General features: G+C 53.3%; 18 protein-coding genes and 1 riboswitch. Of the genes, 3 read left to right on the top strand and 15 right to left on the bottom strand.

Annotated features, from left to right (window positions below):
* Positions 1 to 127: 127 nt before the first annotated feature.
* A complete protein-coding gene (locus tag E5161_RS11315; protein ID WP_246042205.1) occupies positions 128 to 352 on the bottom strand; it encodes a cold-inducible protein YdjO-related protein in 225 nt (74 codons plus the stop codon).
* Positions 353 to 464: 112 nt separating this feature from the next.
* On the opposite strand from E5161_RS11315, the gene E5161_RS11310 reads away from it, so the two are divergent.
* Both E5161_RS11310 and E5161_RS11305 read left to right on the top strand, forming a co-directional pair.
* A complete protein-coding gene (locus E5161_RS11310; protein WP_136777922.1) occupies positions 465 to 1,253 on the top strand; it encodes an MBL fold metallo-hydrolase in 789 nt (262 codons plus the stop codon).
* Between the two features lie 99 nt (positions 1,254 to 1,352).
* Positions 1,353 to 2,288 (top strand): aldo/keto reductase, encoded by a 936-nt coding sequence (locus E5161_RS11305; RefSeq protein ID WP_136777921.1) that lies wholly within the window; start codon positions 1,353 to 1,355, stop codon positions 2,286 to 2,288.
* Positions 2,289 to 2,313: 25 nt separating this feature from the next.
* Here E5161_RS11305 and E5161_RS11300 read toward each other — a convergent pair whose 3' ends face one another.
* From E5161_RS11300 to rlmN, 5 genes are all read right to left on the bottom strand, one after another.
* Entirely contained in the window at positions 2,314 to 2,961 is a 648-nt protein-coding gene (locus E5161_RS11300; RefSeq protein WP_169306666.1) for a pyroglutamyl-peptidase I, read from the bottom strand.
* 35 nt (positions 2,962 to 2,996) lie between these two features.
* The gene (locus E5161_RS11295) at positions 2,997 to 4,127 is read right to left on the bottom strand and encodes a PrsW family glutamic-type intramembrane protease (RefSeq protein ID WP_136777919.1); all 1,131 of its coding nucleotides are present in this window, start codon (positions 4,125 to 4,127) and stop codon (positions 2,997 to 2,999) included.
* A 98-nt stretch (positions 4,128 to 4,225) separates the two neighbouring features.
* On the bottom strand, positions 4,226 to 5,557 hold the full coding sequence (locus E5161_RS11290) for an MFS transporter (RefSeq protein ID WP_136777918.1): 1,332 nt from the start codon (positions 5,555 to 5,557) through the stop codon (positions 4,226 to 4,228).
* A gap of 135 nt (positions 5,558 to 5,692) precedes the next feature.
* Complete coding sequence (locus tag E5161_RS11285) at positions 5,693 to 7,150, bottom strand: amino acid permease (RefSeq protein WP_136777917.1); 1,458 nt, start codon at positions 7,148 to 7,150, stop codon at positions 5,693 to 5,695.
* A gap of 73 nt (positions 7,151 to 7,223) precedes the next feature.
* Positions 7,224 to 8,294, bottom strand: a complete 1,071-nt coding sequence (gene rlmN / locus E5161_RS11280) for a dual-specificity RNA methyltransferase RlmN (RefSeq protein ID WP_136777916.1) — start codon at positions 8,292 to 8,294, stop codon at positions 7,224 to 7,226.
* A 159-nt stretch (positions 8,295 to 8,453) separates the two neighbouring features.
* On the opposite strand from rlmN, the gene E5161_RS11275 reads away from it, so the two are divergent.
* A complete protein-coding gene (locus E5161_RS11275; RefSeq protein WP_136777915.1) occupies positions 8,454 to 9,947 on the top strand; it encodes a peptide MFS transporter in 1,494 nt (497 codons plus the stop codon).
* Here the strand turns inward: E5161_RS11275 and E5161_RS11270 are convergent.
* The 9 genes from E5161_RS11270 to E5161_RS11230 all read right to left on the bottom strand — a co-directional run bounded on the left by E5161_RS11270 (position 9,944) and on the right by E5161_RS11230 (position 21,065).
* The gene (locus E5161_RS11270; protein WP_136777914.1) at positions 9,944 to 11,311 is read right to left on the bottom strand and encodes a sodium-dependent transporter; all 1,368 of its coding nucleotides are present in this window, start codon (positions 11,309 to 11,311) and stop codon (positions 9,944 to 9,946) included. The two genes, E5161_RS11275 and E5161_RS11270, sit on opposite strands and share 4 nt — an antisense overlap.
* Positions 11,312 to 11,462: 151 nt before the next feature.
* The gene (locus E5161_RS11265) at positions 11,463 to 12,638 is read right to left on the bottom strand and encodes an MFS transporter (protein ID WP_136777913.1); all 1,176 of its coding nucleotides are present in this window, start codon (positions 12,636 to 12,638) and stop codon (positions 11,463 to 11,465) included.
* A 241-nt stretch (positions 12,639 to 12,879) separates the two neighbouring features.
* Positions 12,880 to 13,533 (bottom strand): hypothetical protein, encoded by a 654-nt coding sequence (locus E5161_RS11260; protein WP_136777912.1) that lies wholly within the window; start codon positions 13,531 to 13,533, stop codon positions 12,880 to 12,882.
* A gap of 130 nt (positions 13,534 to 13,663) precedes the next feature.
* The gene (locus E5161_RS11255) at positions 13,664 to 14,581 is read right to left on the bottom strand and encodes a phosphotriesterase family protein (protein WP_169306665.1); all 918 of its coding nucleotides are present in this window, start codon (positions 14,579 to 14,581) and stop codon (positions 13,664 to 13,666) included.
* A gap of 89 nt (positions 14,582 to 14,670) precedes the next feature.
* Complete coding sequence (gene nrdF / locus E5161_RS11250) at positions 14,671 to 15,636, bottom strand: class 1b ribonucleoside-diphosphate reductase subunit beta (RefSeq protein ID WP_136777910.1); 966 nt, start codon at positions 15,634 to 15,636, stop codon at positions 14,671 to 14,673.
* 38 nt (positions 15,637 to 15,674) lie between these two features.
* The gene (gene nrdE, locus E5161_RS11245) at positions 15,675 to 17,759 is read right to left on the bottom strand and encodes a class 1b ribonucleoside-diphosphate reductase subunit alpha (protein WP_136777909.1); all 2,085 of its coding nucleotides are present in this window, start codon (positions 17,757 to 17,759) and stop codon (positions 15,675 to 15,677) included.
* Entirely contained in the window at positions 17,746 to 18,105 is a 360-nt protein-coding gene (gene nrdI / locus E5161_RS11240; protein WP_136777908.1) for a class Ib ribonucleoside-diphosphate reductase assembly flavoprotein NrdI, read from the bottom strand. Before nrdI ends, nrdE begins: the two co-directional genes overlap by 14 nt.
* Before the next feature lie 144 nt (positions 18,106 to 18,249).
* Positions 18,250 to 18,458, bottom strand: a riboswitch (cobalamin riboswitch).
* Positions 18,459 to 18,525: 67 nt separating this feature from the next.
* Positions 18,526 to 19,362 (bottom strand): energy-coupling factor transporter transmembrane component T family protein, encoded by an 837-nt coding sequence (locus E5161_RS11235; protein WP_136777907.1) that lies wholly within the window; start codon positions 19,360 to 19,362, stop codon positions 18,526 to 18,528.
* A complete protein-coding gene (locus E5161_RS11230) occupies positions 19,359 to 21,065 on the bottom strand; it encodes an ABC transporter ATP-binding protein (RefSeq protein WP_136777906.1) in 1,707 nt (568 codons plus the stop codon). Before E5161_RS11230 ends, E5161_RS11235 begins: the two co-directional genes overlap by 4 nt.
* Positions 21,066 to 21,102: the final 37 nt, after the last annotated feature.

Here is a 21,102-nt window from a genome sequence, read left to right as displayed (position 1 = left end):
CGGTGTTATCGGGCATCCCGCTATGTACCCAGAAAAGGGTTAACCTTTTCTCAGGATCAGTCGAATCATTGGATATCGAGGAAATTATACGTAAAAAACAGGGCCATCCCTTATGGGACGGCCTGTTTCAGATTTCGTGCAGCCATTGATCGGCTTCGTCTTTTTTACGCACGGCTTTATGTTTCTTGATCAATTTGGGCAAATGCTTGATGCCTCGAATCATGCTGCCCTTGCACATCGGACATTCCGGCGAAGGAGAGGCGGCCAGCTCCTCCCGGATCCACGCCCTGCATTCCCGGTTCCGGCAGCGCCAAATCGGTACTGGCGACGTTTCAGGTTTCTCGCTTTGCACGTCCAAGAGTTCACCACCTCCGCCGAAGTAAGATGCCCGCAGCAGCCGGCTTCGATTCTGATAATCCCGGTTTATGTTACATATCCTAAGCAAACGAACGGAGGAATGCCCGATGACGGAATCGCTGCCGAACAATTTGATGTATATGCGCTGCCTGATTGCGAATGTTGTGTTTGTCGGGCAGCCGGACGCCCATGACTGGGTGCTGGTGGACGCCGGCGTCCATACGTATGCCGATAACATTGCCAACGCGGCCAAAAAACGGTTCCGCTCCGCCCGTCCGCGAGCGATCGTACTTACGCACGCTCATTTCGATCATATCGGTTCACTGGGCAAATTGCTGGAAATGTGGGAGTCGATCCCTGTATATGCACATGAAAAAGAGCTTCCCTATGTAACGGGGAAAGCGGATTACCCCGAGCCTGACCCCTCGGTGGGCGGCGGCCTAATGGCACGGATCTCCCCTCTCTATCCGCACACGGCCATCGATATCAGCAGCCATGTACGGCCGCTTCCGCAGGACGGCAGCGTACCTGAACTGCCCGGATGGCGATGGATTCACACACCCGGCCATACAGAAGGGCACGTATCGTTTTTTCGCGATCACGACAGGGTACTCATCGCCGGCGACGCATTCATTACCGTCAAACAGGAGTCCGCGTTTGCCGTCGCCACCCAAGAAAAAGAAATTCACGGTCCGCCTGCATACTGGACGCCGGATTGGTATGAAGCGTGGGAATCCGTGAAGAAGCTGGAAGACATGAAGCCCGAAATCGCGATCACCGGCCACGGAGTGCCGATGCTCGGCGAAGAGCTGCGGCAAAGCCTCGCCCGGCTGGCTAAGGATTTCGACAAGCTCGCGATCCCCGAACAGGGACGTTACGTGCCGCAGCATTCTTGATCAGCGTGATCCAGCCTGCCTTTTTGGCAGGCCTTTTTTGAGTCGGCTTCCTTCATTTCGTATAATATTTGAATCTGGTACATAGGGAGTGGATAGACAATGGTGGAGAAAACGCGTTTGGGCGTAACGGAGTTGATCGTGAATCCGATCGGTCTCGGCACCAATGCGGTCGGCGGACATAACATTTATCCGAATCTCAGTGACGAGACCGGCAAAGAAGTGGTGCGAACCGCTTTGGAGAACGGTATCAATTTTCTGGATACGGCTTATATCTATGGTCCGGAGCATTCCGAACGGCTGATCGGCGAGGTCATCAAAGAGAGAGGGAACCGGGCGGACGTGGTAATCGCCACCAAAGGATCGCATAAACGGGTGGTTGACAAGATGGTGCACGACAACTCTCCGGCATTTCTTACCCAGTCGGTCGAGAGCAGCTTGAAACGTCTTCAGACCGATTACATCGACCTGTTTTACATCCATTTTCCGGATCAGGACACCCCGAAGGCGGAGGCCGTAGGGGCACTGAAGAGATTGAAGGACGAAGGTAAAATCCGGGCGATCGGCGTGTCCAACTTCTCCATCGACCAGCTCAAGGAAGCGAACATCCACGGGGACGTGGACGTGGTGCAGGGAGAATATAATTTATTCAAGCGCGGCGCGGAGGAGCAGCTTCTTCCTTACTGTTCGGAGAACGATATTTCGTTCGTCCCCTACTTCCCGCTGGCCTCGGGCTTACTGGGCGGGAAATATACGCCGGACACCAAATTCGACGACGGACGCGCCAAAAACCCGATGTTCCAAGGGGAGCAATTCGTACGCAACTTGTCCAAAGTCGACCAGCTTCGCGAAATCGCCGCCGCCCACGAAGCGGAGGTCGCCCACGTGGTGCTCGCGTGGTATTTGACCGTGGAAGCCATCGATGCCATCATTCCAGGCGCTAAGAAGCCGGAGCAGGTGCTGAACAACTTGAAAACGCTGCAGGTGCGGTTAACGCCGGAAGATATTCGGAAGATCGATCTTATTTTCAAAAATTGATCGCAGCGGACAGACAAGGGACTCCTCACGGAGTCCCTTTACTCATATGCTGAAGCTCATCCACCGTCGTCTGCACGATCACGCGCAGACCTTGCAGCAGCGTCTCTTGCGGCAGTGTCGGCCAATCCGGATGCTCATCGGCCATCTCCGCCGATGCCGGAAAATGCACGAAGCCCGCCATGACCGGCACATCCTTGCGACGGATGTAATCCAATATCCCATACATCGTATTATTGCAGATGAACGTTCCTGCCGTATAAGAGATCGAGGCCGGAATGCCTTGTTCCTTCAGGCGGTTGACCATTTTGCGGATGGGCAGCTTCGTCATGAGGCCGTCCGGTCCGTCCGGATTGATGGGCATATCTTGCGGTTTGGCGCCCTTGTTGTCCGGGTAAGGCGCGTCCGGCGCAATGTCCTTCAGATTGACGGCAATGCGCTCCGGCGTAATGTCTCGCCTGCCTCCCGCCAACCCGCACGAAATCACGGCATCCGGCCCGAAGTTCTCGATTTCCTTCACCAACAAATCTACACAGTCGTCGAAATACACGGGAAGCAGCACCGTTCTGATCTCCACACCCGGTATTGATTCTCTTTGAATCGACCGTATGAGTTGCTCCGTCGGATTGATCGTGCTTCCGCCGAAAGGCTCAAAGCCCGAGATCAATATTTTCATCACCGGTCCCTCCCCTCTCGAATTCGTGCATACCCCTACATGGTAACGCCGTCGGACGGGCTGATCGCCTGTGCCGGCTGCTGCTTGTTACGTGAAATTTGCTTCAGCCCGACGTTCATGACGGCGAACGCGATAATCCAGGAGACGACGGTGAGGACGATTTGCGCCAGCGGCAGGTCCGCAAAGGATCCCCATGGCAAATCCCATACGGCGTGCAAGATGACAACGATCGCAAAAATACGCAAAAACCTGCTGTCCTTGAGCATCGCCCACTCAAACGCTTGGTCCCCTTTGACCATGCATAGCGCGGCTCCCGACAAGGCTGCCCACACGATGTGGCCGCCCGGCGCCAGCACACCCCGCCAAAAAATCGTGGAGTACATCGCATGCAGATCACGATGGATGAGTACCTGGAACGCGTATCCCGCCGATTCGAAAGCGGCGAAGCCGGTGCCCACGGCCGCTCCGATCAGAAGGCCGTTCAGCACGTATGGGTATTTGCGTTCCTTCAAAAACAACAGCAGCACAAGCACCTTGGCCGCTTCCTCTACGATGCCGATGATGATGGCGCTGCCGCTGTCCGCCAAACTTTCGAAAATGAAAATCGCGGCGATCATCGACAGCACGCCGCCGACGAGCAGCATTTTCATGACTTGATACATCGAAATGTTTTGAGGGGCGTTCATTTCCCAGAAAAAGATCAAAATCGTCAGCGGTACCATGAAAGATCCGAGCGTGATGAGTCCAGGCAGCAGGTTGATGTTCTCAAACTGGCTCACGCCCAGGTAGAGGCCGAAATAAGCGACGGCGACGATCAAGAACACGCGTGCAAACAGCCAAGGTTTCGGCCACGTGTCCGCGATCGTAGAAATGTCCGGCGTCGTCTCGCTAGTCCCAGCTGCGAACAGCCTTTCCGCTTCCTCTTCCGTGTGCTTGACCGTAACATTCGAGAACACTTCACGCAAATTCAACTCGACCGGCGTATCAATACCCGCCACCCGGTTTATGCGTGTTGCAATGTCGTTCAGCACGGTACGCTTGTCGTCGCCTGCGGCCAAGGGCTGCGAAGCCGACGGACGGCTGGATTCTTTGGGCAGCGGACTGCCGCAAGACGTGCAGAAGTTCGCCTCCCGGGCGTTCGGATATTGGCAATTCGGGCAGATCATCGTTGTTTCCTCCAGGATGAAGAATGAGCTCAATTCAATTTCCGAATCGGCGAACCGGCCATAAACGCTTGGATATCCTCCACCGCGTCAGCGAAGCTTCACGTATGGGACACCTCCCGTTTCGCGGTTGAGGACAACTTATACCAAAGCAAAAAACCGAAAGAGCATAGGACTAACAAAAACAAGAGCCCGTAAACGTGCCGAAAAGCGAGTACCGGCGGTAAATGGCTCTGATATTCGAGCAGCAGGCCGCACGCGGCGACCGACACGGAACCCCCGAAAAACTGAACCAGCTGCATGAGCCCCATGCCGGAACCGATCAAATGCTTCGGAAGCCCGAGCGACGTCTCATTGTTAAGCGAGGTAATCGCAGCCGATATCGCGGGCGAGAAGAACAGGTACCCCAGCAGTATGAGGTACGGCGAGGAGGACAAGCCCGCCCAATAGACCGCAGCTACAGCCGCCAGCAGACCATGGCCGATCATGAGGAACCGGACACTGCCGTAGCGGTCGATCCACGCGCCCACGAATCGGGTGAGCGTCGCCGACAAAATGGCGCCCGGTGCGAGCATGAGGCCGATCGTCATGGGCGACTGGTCGAATACGCCCGCCAAAACGAGCGGCATGAGGAACAAATTGCCGAGATTGACCACCAGAACGCAGAAGCCGACGACCAGCAGCTTCCGGTATCCCGGCCTGTGGAGAAGCTCGGGATTGATGAAGGGATGCGGAGATCGTCTCAAATGCCAAACGTGAGCGGCCAGCGAAACGACGCCGATGAGCAGCCATACAACTGACTTCTGGGTAACGGCGAGGAGCAAAGAGGCCGCGTTCACCACGGTCAACGCGGCGCCGGCCAGATCGAACCGGCCGGGCTGCGGATTCTCCCGCGGCAGCAGGCGGAGCAGCACCGGCAGGATGGCGAGCACCAGCAAGGTAACGGCGAACAGCCCGTTCCAGCCGAAATATTCGCTGATCAGACCGCCCACGATCGGTCCGAGACCGAATGCCATGGCGCTGCCCATGGAAATGATGGCGATTGCCCGGCCGCGCCGTTCACCGGGAATATATCGGCTGGCCAGCACGAGCCCGAGTCCCGCCATCGCTCCCGCCCCGGCGGACTGCAAAATTCTCGCCGTCAGCAACGTGCTGAAATCCCTTGCCACAAGGCCGATGACCGAGGAGAGACCGAGAATGGTCAGCCCGACGGCCAGCAGCCTGCGGATCGGGATCGTGTCCGACAGCCGGCTGTAAATGACCGTCGACAAGGCATAGCCGATCGAGTAGCTGGAAATGATCCACGATGCAAGATCGGCGGTAATGTGGAGATCCTCGATGATGCCTGGAATCGACACGTTAAACATCGTCGTGTTCATGATGACGATAAACAAGCCGAACGTCCAGACCGGCATCACGATTTTGTCATTCATTTGAACCCATCCCAATCTGCAGCAGCACGATGTTTTCAATCCTAGGTGATGTCCTTATTTTAGCACAACTCTAAAAACAAAGAGGGACATCCGCATGGACGTCCTCTCCTATGTTCATGGCCCAATCACGGGCGATTACCCTTTAACGATCGGAAAATAGCATTCCTTCAGCGGAATGAGACGGGTACGATGCTTGAATTTATAAACCAGGTAAATGAGCAGGAACAGCGGGATCCCGACATAAGTGGCCACTACGCCCACCCAGTCGACCGCCCCGCCGCCGAAGTAGGCATAGCCCTGCCCGATGATGACGAACAGGACGATGACGAGGGCGAGCAGCGGCCCGAACGGAAACCACCGGGCCTTGTACGGCAGTTCGTCCAAGCGGTGACCCTGCGCGAGGAAGGCTCTGCGGAACCGGTAATGGCTGATCGCAATCCCCAGCCAAGCCACGAATCCGCACATACCGGAGGCGTTCAGCAGCCAGGTGTACACGACGCCCGCTCCGAACAAGGAGGCCAGGAAAGCCAGCATTCCGATTGCGGCCGTCACGGCTAAGGCGGCGGTCGGTACGCCGCGCCTGTTAATACGCTTCAGCCACGTCGGAGCCTTGCCCTCTTGGGCGAGCACCCACAGCATCCGGGTCGAAGCGTACATACCTGAATTGCCGGCGGATAACACAGACGTAAGGATGACCGCATTCATGACGGAAGCTGCAAATGCGAAGCCCGCCTTCTGGAACACGATCGTAAAGGGACTGACCCCAATGTTTTCCACGCCCGATCGGAGTAAGAGCGGGTCGCGGTAGGAGATCAAAAGGCCGATCACCAGGATAGACAAAATGTAAAATATGACGATACGCCAAAAAATTTGTTTGACCGCCTTCGGAACGTTCCTCGCCGGGTCCTCGCTTTCCCCCGCCGCAACGCCGATCAGTTCCGTGCCTTGGAAGGAAAAACCGGCGGTCATGAACACGCCGAGCATGGCGAAAAATCCGCCGTGGAACGGAGCGTCGCCTTCCGTGAAACGGCTCAATCCAGTCGGACCGCCGCCCATAATGCCCAGGATCATGAGCAGCCCGGTCACGATAAACACGACCACGGTGACCACCTTGATCAAGGCGAACCAGTACTCCGACTCTCCATAAGCCCGCACGGACAAATAATTGAAAACCACCATAATTCCGAGAAAGAGGATGCTCCACAACAAGGTGGAAGATCCGGGCAGCCAAAATTTGACGATCAGGTTGGCTGCGGCGATTTCAGCGGCGATGGTGATGGCCCAGTTGAACCAGTAATTCCATCCCATGGCGAATCCGAGCGCCGGATCGACGAATCGTCCGGCATAGGTGCTGAACGACCCGGAAACCGGCATATAAGCGGCCATTTCGCCCAGGCTGGTCATCAGAAAATAGACCATAAGGCCGATAGCCGCGTAAGCCAGCAGAGCACCGCCCGGACCGGCAGAGCTGATGGCACCTCCGCTGGCCACGAACAATCCCGTTCCGATGGCTCCCCCGATCGCGATCATCGTCAAATGGCGGGCTTTGAGGCCCCGAACTAATTGATGTTCTTCCGGTTTTTGTGTGCTCATAAGGTAAGCTTTTCCCTCTCTGTATTTTTGAATGCAGCCAACGGCCCGCCGGGCACATAAAAAAATCCCTGCCTTAGGACAGGGATGGGACGGACTTGAATTGTTTGCTTCTCAATTGCCCGCAGGCGGCATCGATATCGGTCCCGTGCTCCAAGCGCACACTGCAGCTGACACCTTGCTTTTTCAGCGTGTCATAGAACATCCGGATCGATTCCTGCTCGCTTCTGTGATACTGGCTATGCTCATCCACAGGATTATAGGGGATGAGGTTCACATTCACAAGAGGGCGCCGGTCGCCGATCAGCTCGGCCAGCTCCAGTGCATGCTCCTGCCGGTCGTTCACATCTTTAAGGAGGATATATTCGAGCGTAATTCTGCGATTCAGCTTGTCCAAATAGTAATCGATCGCCTGCATCAATTGCTCGATCGGGATGGCCCGGTTGATTTTCATGATACGGGTGCGAATTTCATTGTTCGGTGCATGTAATGAAACCGCCAGGTTCACGCCCGGATCGTCATCCGCAAATTGGCGGATTTTATCGGCGAGGCCGCTGGTGGACACCGTAATATGCCGCGGGCCGACGGCCAGTCCTTTCGGATCCTTGACCACCGTCAAGAAGTCCAGCAAATTTTCGTAATTATCGAACGGCTCGCCGATCCCCATCACCACAATATGCGTCACGCGCTCATCCTGCTGCGCCTGATCAAGATGGAGCTGTACTTTCACAATTTGTTCCACGATTTCTCCGGCGGACAAATCCCGATTTTTGCTGAGCAGCCCGCTCGCGCAAAAGCTGCACCCAATGTTGCAGCCTACCTGTGTGGTTACGCAAACCGACAAACCGAATTTATGCCGCATCAACACCGTTTCAATCAGGTTGCCGTCTTGGAGCTGGAACAGAAATTTCACCGTTCCGTCCGCAGATTGCTGCTTGGTGTGCTCGCTCAACGTTTGAAGCGCAAATTGATCCGCCAAGAGCTGCGTACACTCCGGGTTAACATCGGCCATCTCCGAAAACTCGGTCACCCTTTTCCGATAAAGCCAGTCCCAAACCTGGGAGGCCCGGAACTTGGAGTGTCCGCGTTCGCCAAGCCATGCCGTCAGTTGTTCCCATGTGAATCCGTATATAGATGGTTTATTCATGAAGGTCCTCTCCATTTATAAGCTCTGTTCTATTATCGTTTCCACTATAACACACTTGCACTCCTGAACAACTATATGGCGTCTGACTCATAAAACCTACTCACGGAGGGAACTAATGAACTGCAGGATCATTGGGCTCGACCGAACGGAGGAACAGCGATGTCGGATTACAATAAACAAAAGATCGTCTCCAGCGTACCGCAAAAAGGCTTTTTCGGACACCCGAGGGGCTTGCTTACCCTTTTCTTCACGGAGTTCTGGGAGCGTTTCTCCTACTACGGGATGCGGGCGATCCTCGTCTTTTATATGTACTACGAAGTCACGAGAGGCGGCCTGGGACTGCCGGAACATACGGCGCTTGCGATCATGTCAATTTACGGTTCGCTCGTGTATATGTCCGGAATCATCGGCGGCTGGCTGGCGGACCGGGTATTCGGGACATCGAGAGCCGTTTTTTACGGCGGCATCTTGATCATGTTCGGCCACTTGGCGCTGGCCGTACCCGGAAGCGTTGCGATGTTTTTTGTGTCGATGGTGTTGATCGTATTGGGTACGGGGCTCTTGAAGCCGAACGTGTCCAGCATTGTCGGCGAGATGTATGCGGAAGAGGATAACCGCCGCGATGCGGGATTCAGTATTTTCTACATGGGGATCAACCTCGGGGGATTTCTGGCTCCCTTAATCGTCGGTACGGTAGGAGAACGATATAACTTCCACTGGGGATTCGCTCTCGCTGCAGTCGGCATGTTTTTGGGACTGGTCGTTTTCGTTGCCACCCGGAGACCCAATTTAGGGCTTGCCGGCACCATTGTTCCGAATCCTCTCCGACCTTCCGAAAAGAAACAAGTGCTCACCCGAATCATTTTAGGTGCGGCGATCATCGCCATTTTGGCGGCCATTTCTATCCGGGCGGGCATTCTCACTTTCGATACGTTCATCCGGCTGGTGGGTATTTTGGGGATTCTCATCCCCATCGCCTATTTCGTGGTCATGTACCGAAGCCCCAAAACAACGGGCATCGAACGCTCCAGAGTCGTCGCTTATATTCCGTTGTTTATTGCGTCCGTGATGTTTTGGGCCATTGAGGAACAAGGCTCTACGATCCTTGCCAATTATGCGGATAAGCGCACACAACTGGACTTTGCCGGCCTCCATATTTCCCCAGCCTGGTTCCAATCGCTAAATCCGCTGTTTATTATCGTGCTGGCGCCTGTCTTCGCGTGGTTATGGATTAAAATGGGCGCCCGCGAGCCGTCCATCCCCGTGAAATTCTCTTTGGCTCTGCTGTTCGCCGGGGTGTCTTTCCTCGTCATTCTTTTACCCGCCTACTTTGGGGGCAGTGATCGCTTGGTGAATCCGCTATGGCTGGTGCTCAGTTATCTTCTTGTCGTGATTGGCGAGCTGTGCTTATCGCCCGTCGGCCTGTCGGCTACGACGAAGCTTGCGCCCGCCGCCTTCCTGGCTCAAACGATGAGTTTATGGTTCCTGTCCAATGCGGCCGCACAGGCGATTAACGCGCAAATCGTCAAATTTTATACGCCCGACAACGAAATGGCTTATTTCGGAACGATCGGCGTCGCAGCCTTGGTACTGGGAGCGGTGCTGTTCATGCTTTCGCCGAGCATACAACGATTCATGAAGGGTGTGCGTTAAGCCAGAGAAATAATCCCGACGGAGTAAAGGAAAACGAGAATGATCAGAATCGGAGCTACATACCTGAGCAGGAACATCCAGGTGCCGTACCAGAATCCGGACAAGCCCGCTTCTTCTCCCGCCTTTTTCCAAGCGTATCCTGTAAACAACGTAACAATCAGTCCCCCAAAAGGCATGAGAATATAGGCAGTAACAAAATCCACCCAATCAAACACCGTCTTCCCGCCGGGATGGAACGAGCTGAAGGCTCCTCCAACGGACAGCGCAGCCGGAATTCCGACCAAGAAGCAGACGATTGAAACGATCACGGCCGCTTTTTTCCGGCTCCACTCCCATTTACTCATGGTATAAGCGACGGGAACCTCGAGGATCGAAACGGCAGAGGTCAAAGCGGCGATCGCAAGGAGCAGGAAGAACAGTCCTCCAAATAGTGACCCGAAGGGCATTTGGGAAAATGCCGCAGGAAGTGCCATGAACGCCAGCCCTACACCCTCACCAGGCTCTAGTCCATAGGAGAACACCGTGGGGAAAATGACAAGACCTGCGATAAAGGCGTATACCATATCCCCCAAACCGATCGCCCACGTCGCAGCACCCAACGATTGTTGTTTATTCACGTAGGATCCATACGTAAGCATACATCCCATTCCCAGGGAGAGGGAGAAGAAAGCGTGTCCCAATGCAATCAGCGCGGACTCCGCATCCAATTTGGAAAAGTCGGGCTTCAAGAAAAACTCCACGCCCTGCCCTGCACCCGGGAGCGTTAGAGATCGAGCCATGAGGATGAGCAGGATGATCAGAAAGCCAGGTATCAAAATCTTGTTGAATTTCTCGATTCCCCCGGATACTCCCTTGGCAATGACCCATCCGCTGATGATCATGACGACCGCTTGCCAAACCAGGGGCATCGATCCGGAAGCAAACGAGAGGAATTCCGCCTTATAGTCCATCCCTGGGTGATACAGAGCACCGGTGAAGGATTCCAGCGTGTAGTGAAGCGTCCATCCCGCTACGACGGCGTAATAGGACATAATGAGAAACGCGGTGACAACGGACAGTAAGCCCAACCATCCCCAATATTTTTTTCCGGTGAGTTTATAGAAGGAAGTTGCGGCGTTCCCCCTGCCCCCGCGTCCGATCGTCATTTCCGCCAACAAGATCGGCAATCCTACCAACAGCAAGCAAACAATGAACAGCAGAAAAAATGCGGCACCCCCGTGTTTCCCCGTAATATACGGGAATTTCCACATGTTCCCGAGCCCGACAGCACTTCCGATCGCCGCTAATATGAAGCCCGAAGAAGTAAACCGTTCATTTTTTCGGTCATTGGGATCAAGAGTTGTGTTCGATGGCTGTTCGTTCATGATGCACCCCTAGGCTTTATTTGCTGGTCTAGGTTATATAACCCGATTGTCTATACCGTGGACTCATTTGAATTTTTTATTCCGCCAAATGAAAACCGCCGGGCAACCCGGCGGCTTGAGAACAGTCTGAACATAATCCTTGCTTCGATCATCAAATATGTTTACGGGATGCGTATGAAAAATAAATCAAGAACAGGCAGCAAATGCACGCAATAAATCCGAATCCTCCGAAAATATCCAATTTGGAAGAGAAATAACCGAACCCTATTCCGATGACACTAAGTACGGCATTTTCTCCCAAAGACTGAAAAGAACCGAGTGTCGCTCTCATCGAAGAATCGATGCGATGCTGCAAATACCCGGCAGCAAGCGGCTCCATCACGCCGGCCATCAAACAGACGAGCAAGATTGCCGCCAAACCGCTGATGCCTTTCATAACCGAGAGACATAGAAACCCAAGGGCTATTCCCGCCATAATAGCCGATAGCAAACTACTGTAACCGAACACGCTTTTCAGCTTGTGCGCTACAAGATTGCCCGGCAGTCTAAGCATGAAGATCGCGGCCGAAACCAATCCGAAATAAAGGACGGGAATATGAACCCTGTCCAGGTAGGTCTGCCAAAACTCGTCGATGAAATTTACGGCCGAACCTGTGACCATGCCGGATAACAGGACAAGATAAACGCCCGGATGATTCCGAAAAAAGCGTACCGATGCGGTGATATAGGTCCGAATCGGGATCGGCGGATCTTCATCCGTCGGATTTTTGACAGCCGGTTCAACGAGCGTAAGCGTTAAGCCCAAGGAGACAAGCGTGCTGACGAAGGAAATCCCGTAATTCAGCTCGTAATGGAAACGGCTCGCCAACAAGCTTCCACAGAGTGCCGCAATGATCGTTGCGGAGATGTCGAGAGCGTTTAGATGCCCCAGATACTTCTCAAAAGACGTCTCTTCGCCGGCGGACAATAAGGAATCATACAGCAAAGCGTTTTCCGCCCCGCTGCTGGCCGAGCGCCCGATCGCCGCCAGAAATACGACCAGCGCGAAATGCCAAAATTCCGTCGCAAACAGCAGGATCAGAAATTCGCAACAGCCCATGAAGGCCGATAATACAATCATCGGCTTCCTGCCCCATTTATCGGCCATGATGCCGGTTGGCAACTCAAGCAATACGATCGTGACCGCGTAGATGATTTCAGTATACACGACCATCTCAATGGTCATGCCTCGTTCTTCCCAATACAATCTCTCAATCACATAGGCCGGAATAAGACTGGAAAAGAAACGGATCGCAAACAGCTTCCAAACATTCGGCATATACCGCATTTTCGAGCTCCTCTCTATTCTGATTGAGGTTCCCAACCAGTGTGGAGGCGCTCGTACTCGGTATGACGTTAAAGATTAGCAGGGCGGTCTTGCAAACGGCATGTCATCGTCTCCTTTGTTCAGGATTCCATATACGGAATGGATGAATACCCCAGTATATGTACGAAGTTAGACAGATTGGTCATCAATAGACGCTTGTCAAAAAAGTAATCGGATCCTTTCCGTGGACTCTGTACGGCTTTCACCGATTTTCCGGAATCGGTTCTTCCGATCTTTCCGCTCTTTTCTCGAGGAACTGGACGAGCACACACACCGCAAGGTTTGCGACGATCGCTGCAATAGCCGAGCCTCCGGCATGCAGAATGAGCACGGGAACCCAAAGCAACCCGAGCGAACGGTGTACCGTACGCATCCACTTGTTCCGAATTCTCGGAATGAACAATCCATATCCGCTGATCGCCAGCAAAATTACGAATCCGGCGAGACCGGTGTAAATTTTGTTGTCGCCCGATTTGGTAATCAAAAAATAGATACCGTGAACCGCAATCGCGATGAGAGTTGTCCATCCCAGCAGCTTGTGTACCGCGTAGAACAGCTTTCCGGCTTTCCGCACCAGCATGGACCGAGAATTCCGTCTCTTTTTGAACCAGAACCAGGTGAAACTAGCCGCCCCCAGGAACACGGCGATCGTGCCCAGGGTCTTGAAAATCTCTCCACTGCCCCCCGGTCCTTCTCCTCTGTGAGGACGGAATCCTTCGGCACCGCCGCTTGGTACATGCGGGCGAACTTCTCCGCCGCCGTGGGACAAAGACATGTAGTAATAGTAAGCCAACAGCACGGCAGCAACCGCAGCCGCTATAATGGCTGGTATCCAGACCGTTTTTTTCGTCTTCATGGGATGTACCTTCTATCTCTTTTTTTCTCATTGTATACCGACAAGATGAAGAAATCATGAAATCCAGCTGAAGATAAGCTGATCGACATACAAAAAGCCGGCTGATCGCCGGCATGCGAGATTGTGTATCTTAATTTCGTCTGCTCATCGCCTGAAATGCATGGCTGGTGACGCATTCCTCGAGCCATTGCGGGTCCAAATCTGCGGCCGCGGCCGCAGGGAAGAAGTCGGTGAACAAGAGATGATACGGATTCAAGGTGCCTCCGCCCGGCTTCCCCACCTCGTAAAAGCCCGTATCCTGGGACAAAAGGACTCGGCCGCTCACCCCGATGTCCCGCAGCCGGATGAGCAGGTCCAAATGTTCCTGAACACTCTCCATTCGGATATTGTCGACGGAAATCCATCCACCCTCCGCCGCAAGCCTACGATAGAGCTCTTCATCCTGAAAGGTGTGCGCGTGCACCCAAATGAACCGCTCTTGCTCGAAGTGCGCTTGTTTCATGACTTCGTAAGCGTGTTGTGCGATTTCGGAGCCTATCGTATGACATTGAATCGGCAGACCGGTTTCGAGAGAAGTCCGCATAGCAGCACGAAGAATCTTTAACTGAATTTCGTCGATGGCCTTCCCGTCGTTGAGCGCGATTTTGATAAATCCGGGATACACGCCGCTCTCTCCGATGCCGTTCATCGCTTCCTTGGTCCATAATTCGGCTAAGTCTCGTTCCGAAGCCTCGTATACGAAAGCCGGCAAATAAGGCCGCTTATAAAACCCCGTATTGGTCACAAGCCGGATGCCGGACAACTCCGTCAATTCGCGAAGGATGTAGGGGTCCCTGCCTAAATACTCCGGCGCGCAGTCCACCATAGTTCTGCATCCGGTTTCCTTTAACTTCAATAGGAACGGGAGGATGGAGGAGACCACATCGCTGCGGTCGTAAAGCCCCGGCGTCAGCTTCCCATCTTCCACAAACCCTACGAGCACATGCTCGTGCTCCAAAATCCGTCCCGCTTCTTGCGAAATAATCGGACCTGTAACCGTTTGCAGCACGGAGAACACCCCTTTCCTGAATTTAGTATATCGCCCATCCTCTTCTATTATAAAAAACCGGCCTCTCCGTGGAAAGGTCGGCTTTGCGTCTAGAAATTAAATCGAAAATCGCTGTCCGTTAGCGGCTCTACGTGAATCGTCCGAATATAACCGTTCCCTTTCTTGGAAAAGAAATCATGCTGCTTCGTGCGCGTACTGATCCCGTTTAAGACGATCGGGTTGATCTCTTCCTCCGGAAAGAAAGGATCAAGTCCCAAATTCATGAACGCTTTGTTCGCATTGTAACGCAAAAAAGATTTTACCTCATCCGTCAGTCCTACCGGGTCGTAAAGTTCTTCCGTATACTTCTCCTCATTACGATGTAAAAAGCGAAAAAGGCCGTGGAGCGTATCGATTGCCGACTGCCGCTCATCCTGACCCATATCTGCAAATATTTCTTGAGCCAGCACGCCGACGTATAACCCATGGATGCTTTCATCCCGGAGAATCAGATCGATGATTTCACCGCTGCTCGTCATTTTCCCCTGTCCGGACAAATAGAGCGGATAAAAAAAACCGCTGTAAAAGAGATAGCTTTCCAATAATACGGAGGCCGCCATCGCCAAATACAAGTCTGTGCGCGTGTTGATGCCATTGTAATATTTCGAGACCGTCTCCGCTTTGATCTGTAAGCAGCGGTTGTTTTCGACCCAGCGGAACACGCCGTCAATTTCCTCTTTGGCCGCCAGTGTCGTGAAAATGCTGCTGTACGATTTGGCGTGGATCTGTTCCATCATGCCCATAAAGCCGAGCACCGCCTTGCGCTGCAAGCCTTCAACGAATTCCAGGATCTTCGGCATGCCTACGCCTCCCTGTACGGTATCCAGCAGCGTCAGCCCGCCGAGCACTTTCATATACAGCTCCCGCTCTTTGTCGCTCAGCGTGATCCAGGACATTTTGTCATCGGACAACGGAATCTCTTCATCCGTCCAAAACTGCATGACGTTTTGGTTCCAAAACGTGATCGTAAAATCATCATCCGGACGGTTCCAATTGACGGCTTCCCATAATTTCATTCTCTATCTCTCCGTTCCTTGTATTGATAAGGCCTCTTTTATACGGAACAGCTGATGCATTCCTCGACGGACAATCTGTTCGTTCGGGTGTAGTACAGAGATTTTAAGCCTTTTTTAGCCGCGTAAACATAATATCGGGCGAGCTGCCTCGTCGTGACGTCGCTGTTCACATGCAGGACCGTGGAAATCCCTTGGTCCACATGAGTTTGAATTTCCGCAATCAAATCCAGTACTTTAAATTGATCCATTTGGTACGCGGATTTATAGAAGAAAAAGTTATCCCGGCTCAAGTATGGCATCGGATAATACGTTGTCGAGTTGGCATAAGTGCGCGTTTCGATCGGTTCCACCACCGGCATGACGCTGGACGTTGCGTTTTGAATATACGAGATGCTCTGAGTCGGTGCGATCGCCAACCGATAACCATGGTATAAACCGTGGAGCTGTACGGCATCCTTCAATTGCTTCCAATCTTCCCGTGTCGGAATCGGGATGCCATGGAAAAGCTCCCTTATCTGTTCGGTGACCGGACGGAAATCCGTTTCGAGATACCGGTTAAAATAGGTCCCACACGCGTAGTCCGATTGTTCGAAGCCTGCAAACGTGACGCCGCGCGTTTTGGCGATTTCCATACTCTTTTCTAGAGAGTAGAAATTCACCATCGCAAAAAAAGTTCGCACGAAATCTTTCGCTTCTTCACTTTCGTAAGCGATTTTGTTTTTGGACAGGTATCCGTGCAGATTCATCGCACCCAGTCCCACCGAATGCATCTCCCGGTTCGCTTTGGCGACACCCGGAGCGTTCGCGATGTTCGTCATATCGCTGACCGCCGTCAACGCGGCCATTCCTTCGTATACGGACTCCCTCACCTTTTTCCGGTCCATGACGTTCGAAATGTTAAGGGAAGCCAGATTGCAGCTGATGTCCCGTCGGATCAGATCCGGCTGGCCATAATCGCCGATTTGAGACGTCTCTTGCAGTTGGAAAATTTCCGTGCACAGATTCGACATCTTAATCGCGCCGAGATTTTTCAAAGCGTGAGAACGATTGGCGCTGCTCGTGTTCATGATATAGGGATAGCCGGATTCGAGCTGGATGGCCGCGATCTTGGTCAGCATTTCGCGGGCGCCCATCACCGCTTTTTTACGCACTCGGTTATCATCCAGCAACGTATCGTACATCTCGTCTAGATCCATATCGTCCAAATGCATTCCATAAGCCTGATAAATTGAATAGGGGGCGAAAACATGGAGCGGCTTGTTCTCCTCGGCCAGCCGGTAGAACTTGTCCGGAACGATCAAACCGATGGACAGCGTCTTCAGCCTCGTCTTCTCGTCGGCGTTAATTTTTTTGCTGTCGAGAAACTCCATCACATCCCAGCCGAAAATATTGTAATACGCTGCACCTGAACCTTTACGCTGTCCCATTTGATCGGCATACGAAAAAGCATCCTCCATCAATTTCAGCACCGGCATGATTCCCTTTGCCGCGCCTTCGACGCCCTTGATCGGTTCCCCGCGTCCGCGCAGCTTGGACAGGTTGACGGCGACTCCTCCCCCGATCTTCGAAAGCTGCATGCATGTGCCGAGGACATAGTTGATCGAGTTGAGCGAATCGTCCATCTCCATCAGGAAACACGAGACCATTTCTCCCCGCCTGCTCTTGCCCGCATTCAGAAAGGTCGGCGTCGCCGGCTGCAGACGCTGTTCCATCATGGAGGCAGCCAGCTCTCTGGCCATTTGCACTTCGCCGCGTGCCAAATGCAGGGCCACAATCGCGACTCTGTCGGGATAATGCTCCAAATAGAGAGAATGGTCATCGCTTTTTACCGCATAATCCGTATAAAATTTTGACGCCGCCATGTAGGACGGAAACTCGAATGAATAGCTGTGCGTGATACGGTAAATGTCTTCGACTTGAGCCATGGAGTAAGTCTCATAGACATTTTCATAGTAGTCGTGTTCGATCATATAACGAACTTTGGCTGCGTGGTCGGCGAATCGCATGCTCTTGCCGCGAACCTCTTCCATGAACGCCTCTACCGCTTCCCGGTCTTTGTCCAACTGAAAAAAGCCGTCCGCGTCTCTTTTCATGATCAAATTGTTCAACTCAATGTGCCGCAACCAAGCTCACCTCTTTCCTAAACTGCTCCACATCTTGACGTGTTCCCGACAGCTCGAATTTGTTCAATACCGGCACCCCGTACAGCTCCGCAATATGATCGGCGCTGCGTGCAAAATTTGGCCCCCAGTTGCGGTTGCCGCTGGCGGATACGCCGATTAAAAACCGATGGTTTCTTTTCAAAAAGGACATGACTTTCTCCGGTACTTGACCGAATCCCGCCGTATAAGTAACCAGCACGAACGGCTCGTTAACCGACATGCTGTCTTGCAGTTGGAGCACGGGCATATTCAATTTTGTGACAAACCGGCATACGTTTCCCGTCTTCGAATCATAAACGACCAACATATTTTTCCTCTCCCTCCGTTTCCCCCGGGAACTGCATAATAAAAAGGCGCATCCGGCCATATGAAGGGCCGAATGCGCCTTGAAGAGCAGGCAATTATATACACTGCGTCCAGGACGAACGGACACCTTCCTGTTCTCCGCAGGGGTTGTGTCAATGGACAGGCAGGTCTCCTGGCTCGAGAATCAACGTAATCGGTCCGCCTTCCCGACTCGTTCAGCAAACCAAGTCAGTGGCATATCGGACCGAAACTCCTCTCTTACAGTGGCGGGACCGCGCCGGCTTCACACCGGACTTCCCTATTAAGCCTTTTCGTTGTTGCATACGAAAAGACACCTGTTCAAAACAATATGTAGTTGGTAATTACAAATTTAGATCAATATATTGTAATTGTCAATCCTAAGATGTTGTAGGATGCGCCCTTAGCGGTTAAGAAAAATATTATAAAACCGGGTGCCGTCATAGAAGGTGAGCAGCGTCGATCCCGCCGAAATGGCCACGATGAGAACCAAGGCCAAAAAGTCGCCTTTGGCAAAAGGTCGGGCGTTGTACCAGGTGCGTGTCCTGCCATGACCGAACGCCCTGAGCTCCATCGCTGCGCTGATCGTCTCGATCCGCTGCAAGCTGGTCAGGATCAGCGGCATCAGCACAGCCGACACGTTCTTGATCCGGGCGCCGAGCTTCTCTTTTTTGGACATGTCGATACCGCGTGCCTGGGCGGCGAACGCAATGTTCTGGAAATCGCGCTGGATGTCGGGAATGTACCTCATGGCGATGGATACCGCATACGAGATGCGATAGCTGACTCCGATCCGGTTCAGGGAGGCCGCGAATTCGCTAGGATCGGTGGTCAGGAGAAACAGCAAGGCCATCGGGATGACCGTGAAATATTTCAGCAAAATATTGAACTGGTAGAACAACTGCTCCGCCGTCAAGTTGTAACGCCCCGCAAAGTGAAACAGTTCATGGCTTGTACCGTAAATCTTGACGCCCTCTGCAGGGGAGAACAGGTACACAGCGAGCTGGTTCAGCAGCATGAAAAACAGGATCAAATAGAGTACAAAGGAGAAGTTCCGGAATTTCACCTTCGAGATTTTGAAAACAGCCAGGCTGAACACGAACATCGCCAGCAGGCATCGGGTGTCATACGTGATCATAGCCGTAACGCACCAGAGCACGAAAAAAAGGAGCTTGACCGCCCCCGTCAGCCGATGAATGGGGGAATCCTGCCGGGTATAGGAAAGCATCTTGGCCTTCATCGTGCCCGTTTCCTCCTGTCATACTCGATGAATCTGCGGACGAATTCCTGGGGTTCGTCGAACCCCGCCCTCCGGGCCAACTGGTATACCGAAGTTTCCTTCAGATTGGCCGTCTCCACGATGGCCGGGTCCGTCAGAATGGCGGATGGACGGTCGTCCGCGATTTTACGGCCGTCAGCCAGTACGATGGTGCGATGAGCGTATTCCATCATCAGATGCATGTCATGCGTGATCATGATGACCGTGATGCCGCCGTGGTTGAGCTGGAGAAGAAACTCCATCATTTCATTGTAGTGCCGGTAGTCTTGACCTGCGGTTGGTTCATCTAAAATCAGAATCTCCGGATTCATCACCAGGATCGAAGCAATCGTCACCCGCTTTTTCTGCCCGAAGCTGAGCGCCGAAATCGGCCAATTGCGGAATTCATATAAGCCGCAAATCCGGAGTACCTCGTATACGCGCACCTTCATTTCTTCCTCAGGTATCTTCCTGACCGACAATCCGAATGCCGTTTCCTCGTATACCGTGCTTTTGGAAATCATTTGGTTCGGATTCTGCATGACGTAGCCGATGTACCGGGACCGCTCCTTGATCGTGTCCCCGCGCATGTCGTGTCCCTTGAACAAAATCCGCCCCTTTCCCGGATAATGGAACCCGCAGATCAGTTTGGAAAGCGTCGACTTGCCGGCTCCGTTCTTGCCTACGATGCTCACCATTTCCCCTTGTCCGATCCGGAGCGAAATATCCTGTAAAATCAGCCGGTTTTCCTCGTAACCGAAGTCGACATGCTCCAGTTCGAGCACGGTTTCCCGCTCAACCGGGCTCATCTCCCGTACCTGGCTCTCATACCACGTTCTCAGCTTGGCGATACTCTCGTCCAGCCGGATGGTATCGACATGCTCCGGATGCTGGTCCGGCGTGATTCGGCAACCCGCGTATTTGAGCGCGGTAACGTACAGCGGCTCCCGGATGCCCGTTTCCGCCAGAATCTCCGAGCTGAGAAGTTCCCCCGGGGTAAGGTCCGCCTTAATCCGCCCCTCGTGCATCACGATGATTCGGTCGACAGGGCGATGAAGCACATCCTCCAAGCGGTGCTCGATCACGATCACGGTCTTATCCGGGCGGCATCCGATGCGGTCGATGAGCTCGATGGCGCTTTTGCCGGTTTTCGGATCCAAATTAGCGAGCGGCTCGTCAAAAAGAAGAATGTCAACGTCGTCCACCAGCACCCCGCCCAAGGTGGTCCGTTGTTTCTGCCCGCCCGAAAGGTTATGCGGCGACCACTGCAGATGGGCCTCGATACCGACAGCCTCCGCCGCTGCCGCCACCTTGTCCGTCATTTCCTGTTGGGGAACGTTCTTGTTCTCCAACTTAAAGGCAATATCCTCCGCTACAGTCAGTCCGATGAACTGACCGTCAGGGTCTTGCAGCACGGTGCCCACGACTTCCGAGAGCTCCGCAATGCTCAAATCAACTTGCTGAATCCCCCGAATTCGCAAGGATCCCTTGATCGTTCCCGGATAAAAAAAAGGAATCAATCCGTTGATACAGTGTGCAAGCGTGCTTTTTCCGGAGCCCGACGGCCCAAGGATCAACACTTTCTCTCCCTCGTAAATCGTGAGATCGATGCCCTGCAGCGTCGGCGAAGCTTGCGCGCGATATTGAAAGCTAAAGTCCTCGAACTCGATGATCGGTTTCTTCAATGCGATCTTCCTCAATTCAGCAGGTGATCTATAGCAT

It is taken from the genome of Cohnella pontilimi (assembly GCF_005049045.1).
Lineage (GTDB): Bacteria > Bacillota > Bacilli > Paenibacillales > Paenibacillaceae > Cohnella > Cohnella pontilimi.
Note: the sequence above shows the minus strand (reverse complement) of the source record. Positions and strands in the feature narration are given on the sequence as shown.

Coding starts and splice junctions, on each gene's coding strand:
- E5161_RS11310 (WP_136777922.1), top strand. CDS start 465: ATGACGGAATCGCTGCCGAACAATTTGATGTATATGCGCTGCCTGATT.
- E5161_RS11305 (WP_136777921.1), top strand. CDS start 1,353: ATGGTGGAGAAAACGCGTTTGGGCGTAACGGAGTTGATCGTGAATCCG.
- E5161_RS11300 (WP_169306666.1), bottom strand. CDS start 2,961: ATGAAAATATTGATCTCGGGCTTTGAGCCTTTCGGCGGAAGCACGATC.
- E5161_RS11295 (WP_136777919.1), bottom strand. CDS start 4,127: ATGATCTGCCCGAATTGCCAATATCCGAACGCCCGGGAGGCGAACTTC.
- E5161_RS11290 (WP_136777918.1), bottom strand. CDS start 5,557: ATGAATGACAAAATCGTGATGCCGGTCTGGACGTTCGGCTTGTTTATC.
- E5161_RS11285 (WP_136777917.1), bottom strand. CDS start 7,150: ATGAGCACACAAAAACCGGAAGAACATCAATTAGTTCGGGGCCTCAAA.
- rlmN (WP_136777916.1), bottom strand. CDS start 8,294: ATGAATAAACCATCTATATACGGATTCACATGGGAACAACTGACGGCA.
- E5161_RS11275 (WP_136777915.1), top strand. CDS start 8,454: ATGTCGGATTACAATAAACAAAAGATCGTCTCCAGCGTACCGCAAAAA.
- E5161_RS11270 (WP_136777914.1), bottom strand. CDS start 11,311: ATGAACGAACAGCCATCGAACACAACTCTTGATCCCAATGACCGAAAA.
- E5161_RS11265 (WP_136777913.1), bottom strand. CDS start 12,638: ATGCGGTATATGCCGAATGTTTGGAAGCTGTTTGCGATCCGTTTCTTT.
- E5161_RS11260 (WP_136777912.1), bottom strand. CDS start 13,533: ATGAAGACGAAAAAAACGGTCTGGATACCAGCCATTATAGCGGCTGCG.
- nrdF (WP_136777910.1), bottom strand. CDS start 15,636: ATGAAATTATGGGAAGCCGTCAATTGGAACCGTCCGGATGATGATTTT.
- nrdI (WP_136777908.1), bottom strand. CDS start 18,105: ATGTTGGTCGTTTATGATTCGAAGACGGGAAACGTATGCCGGTTTGTC.
- E5161_RS11235 (WP_136777907.1), bottom strand. CDS start 19,362: ATGAAGGCCAAGATGCTTTCCTATACCCGGCAGGATTCCCCCATTCAT.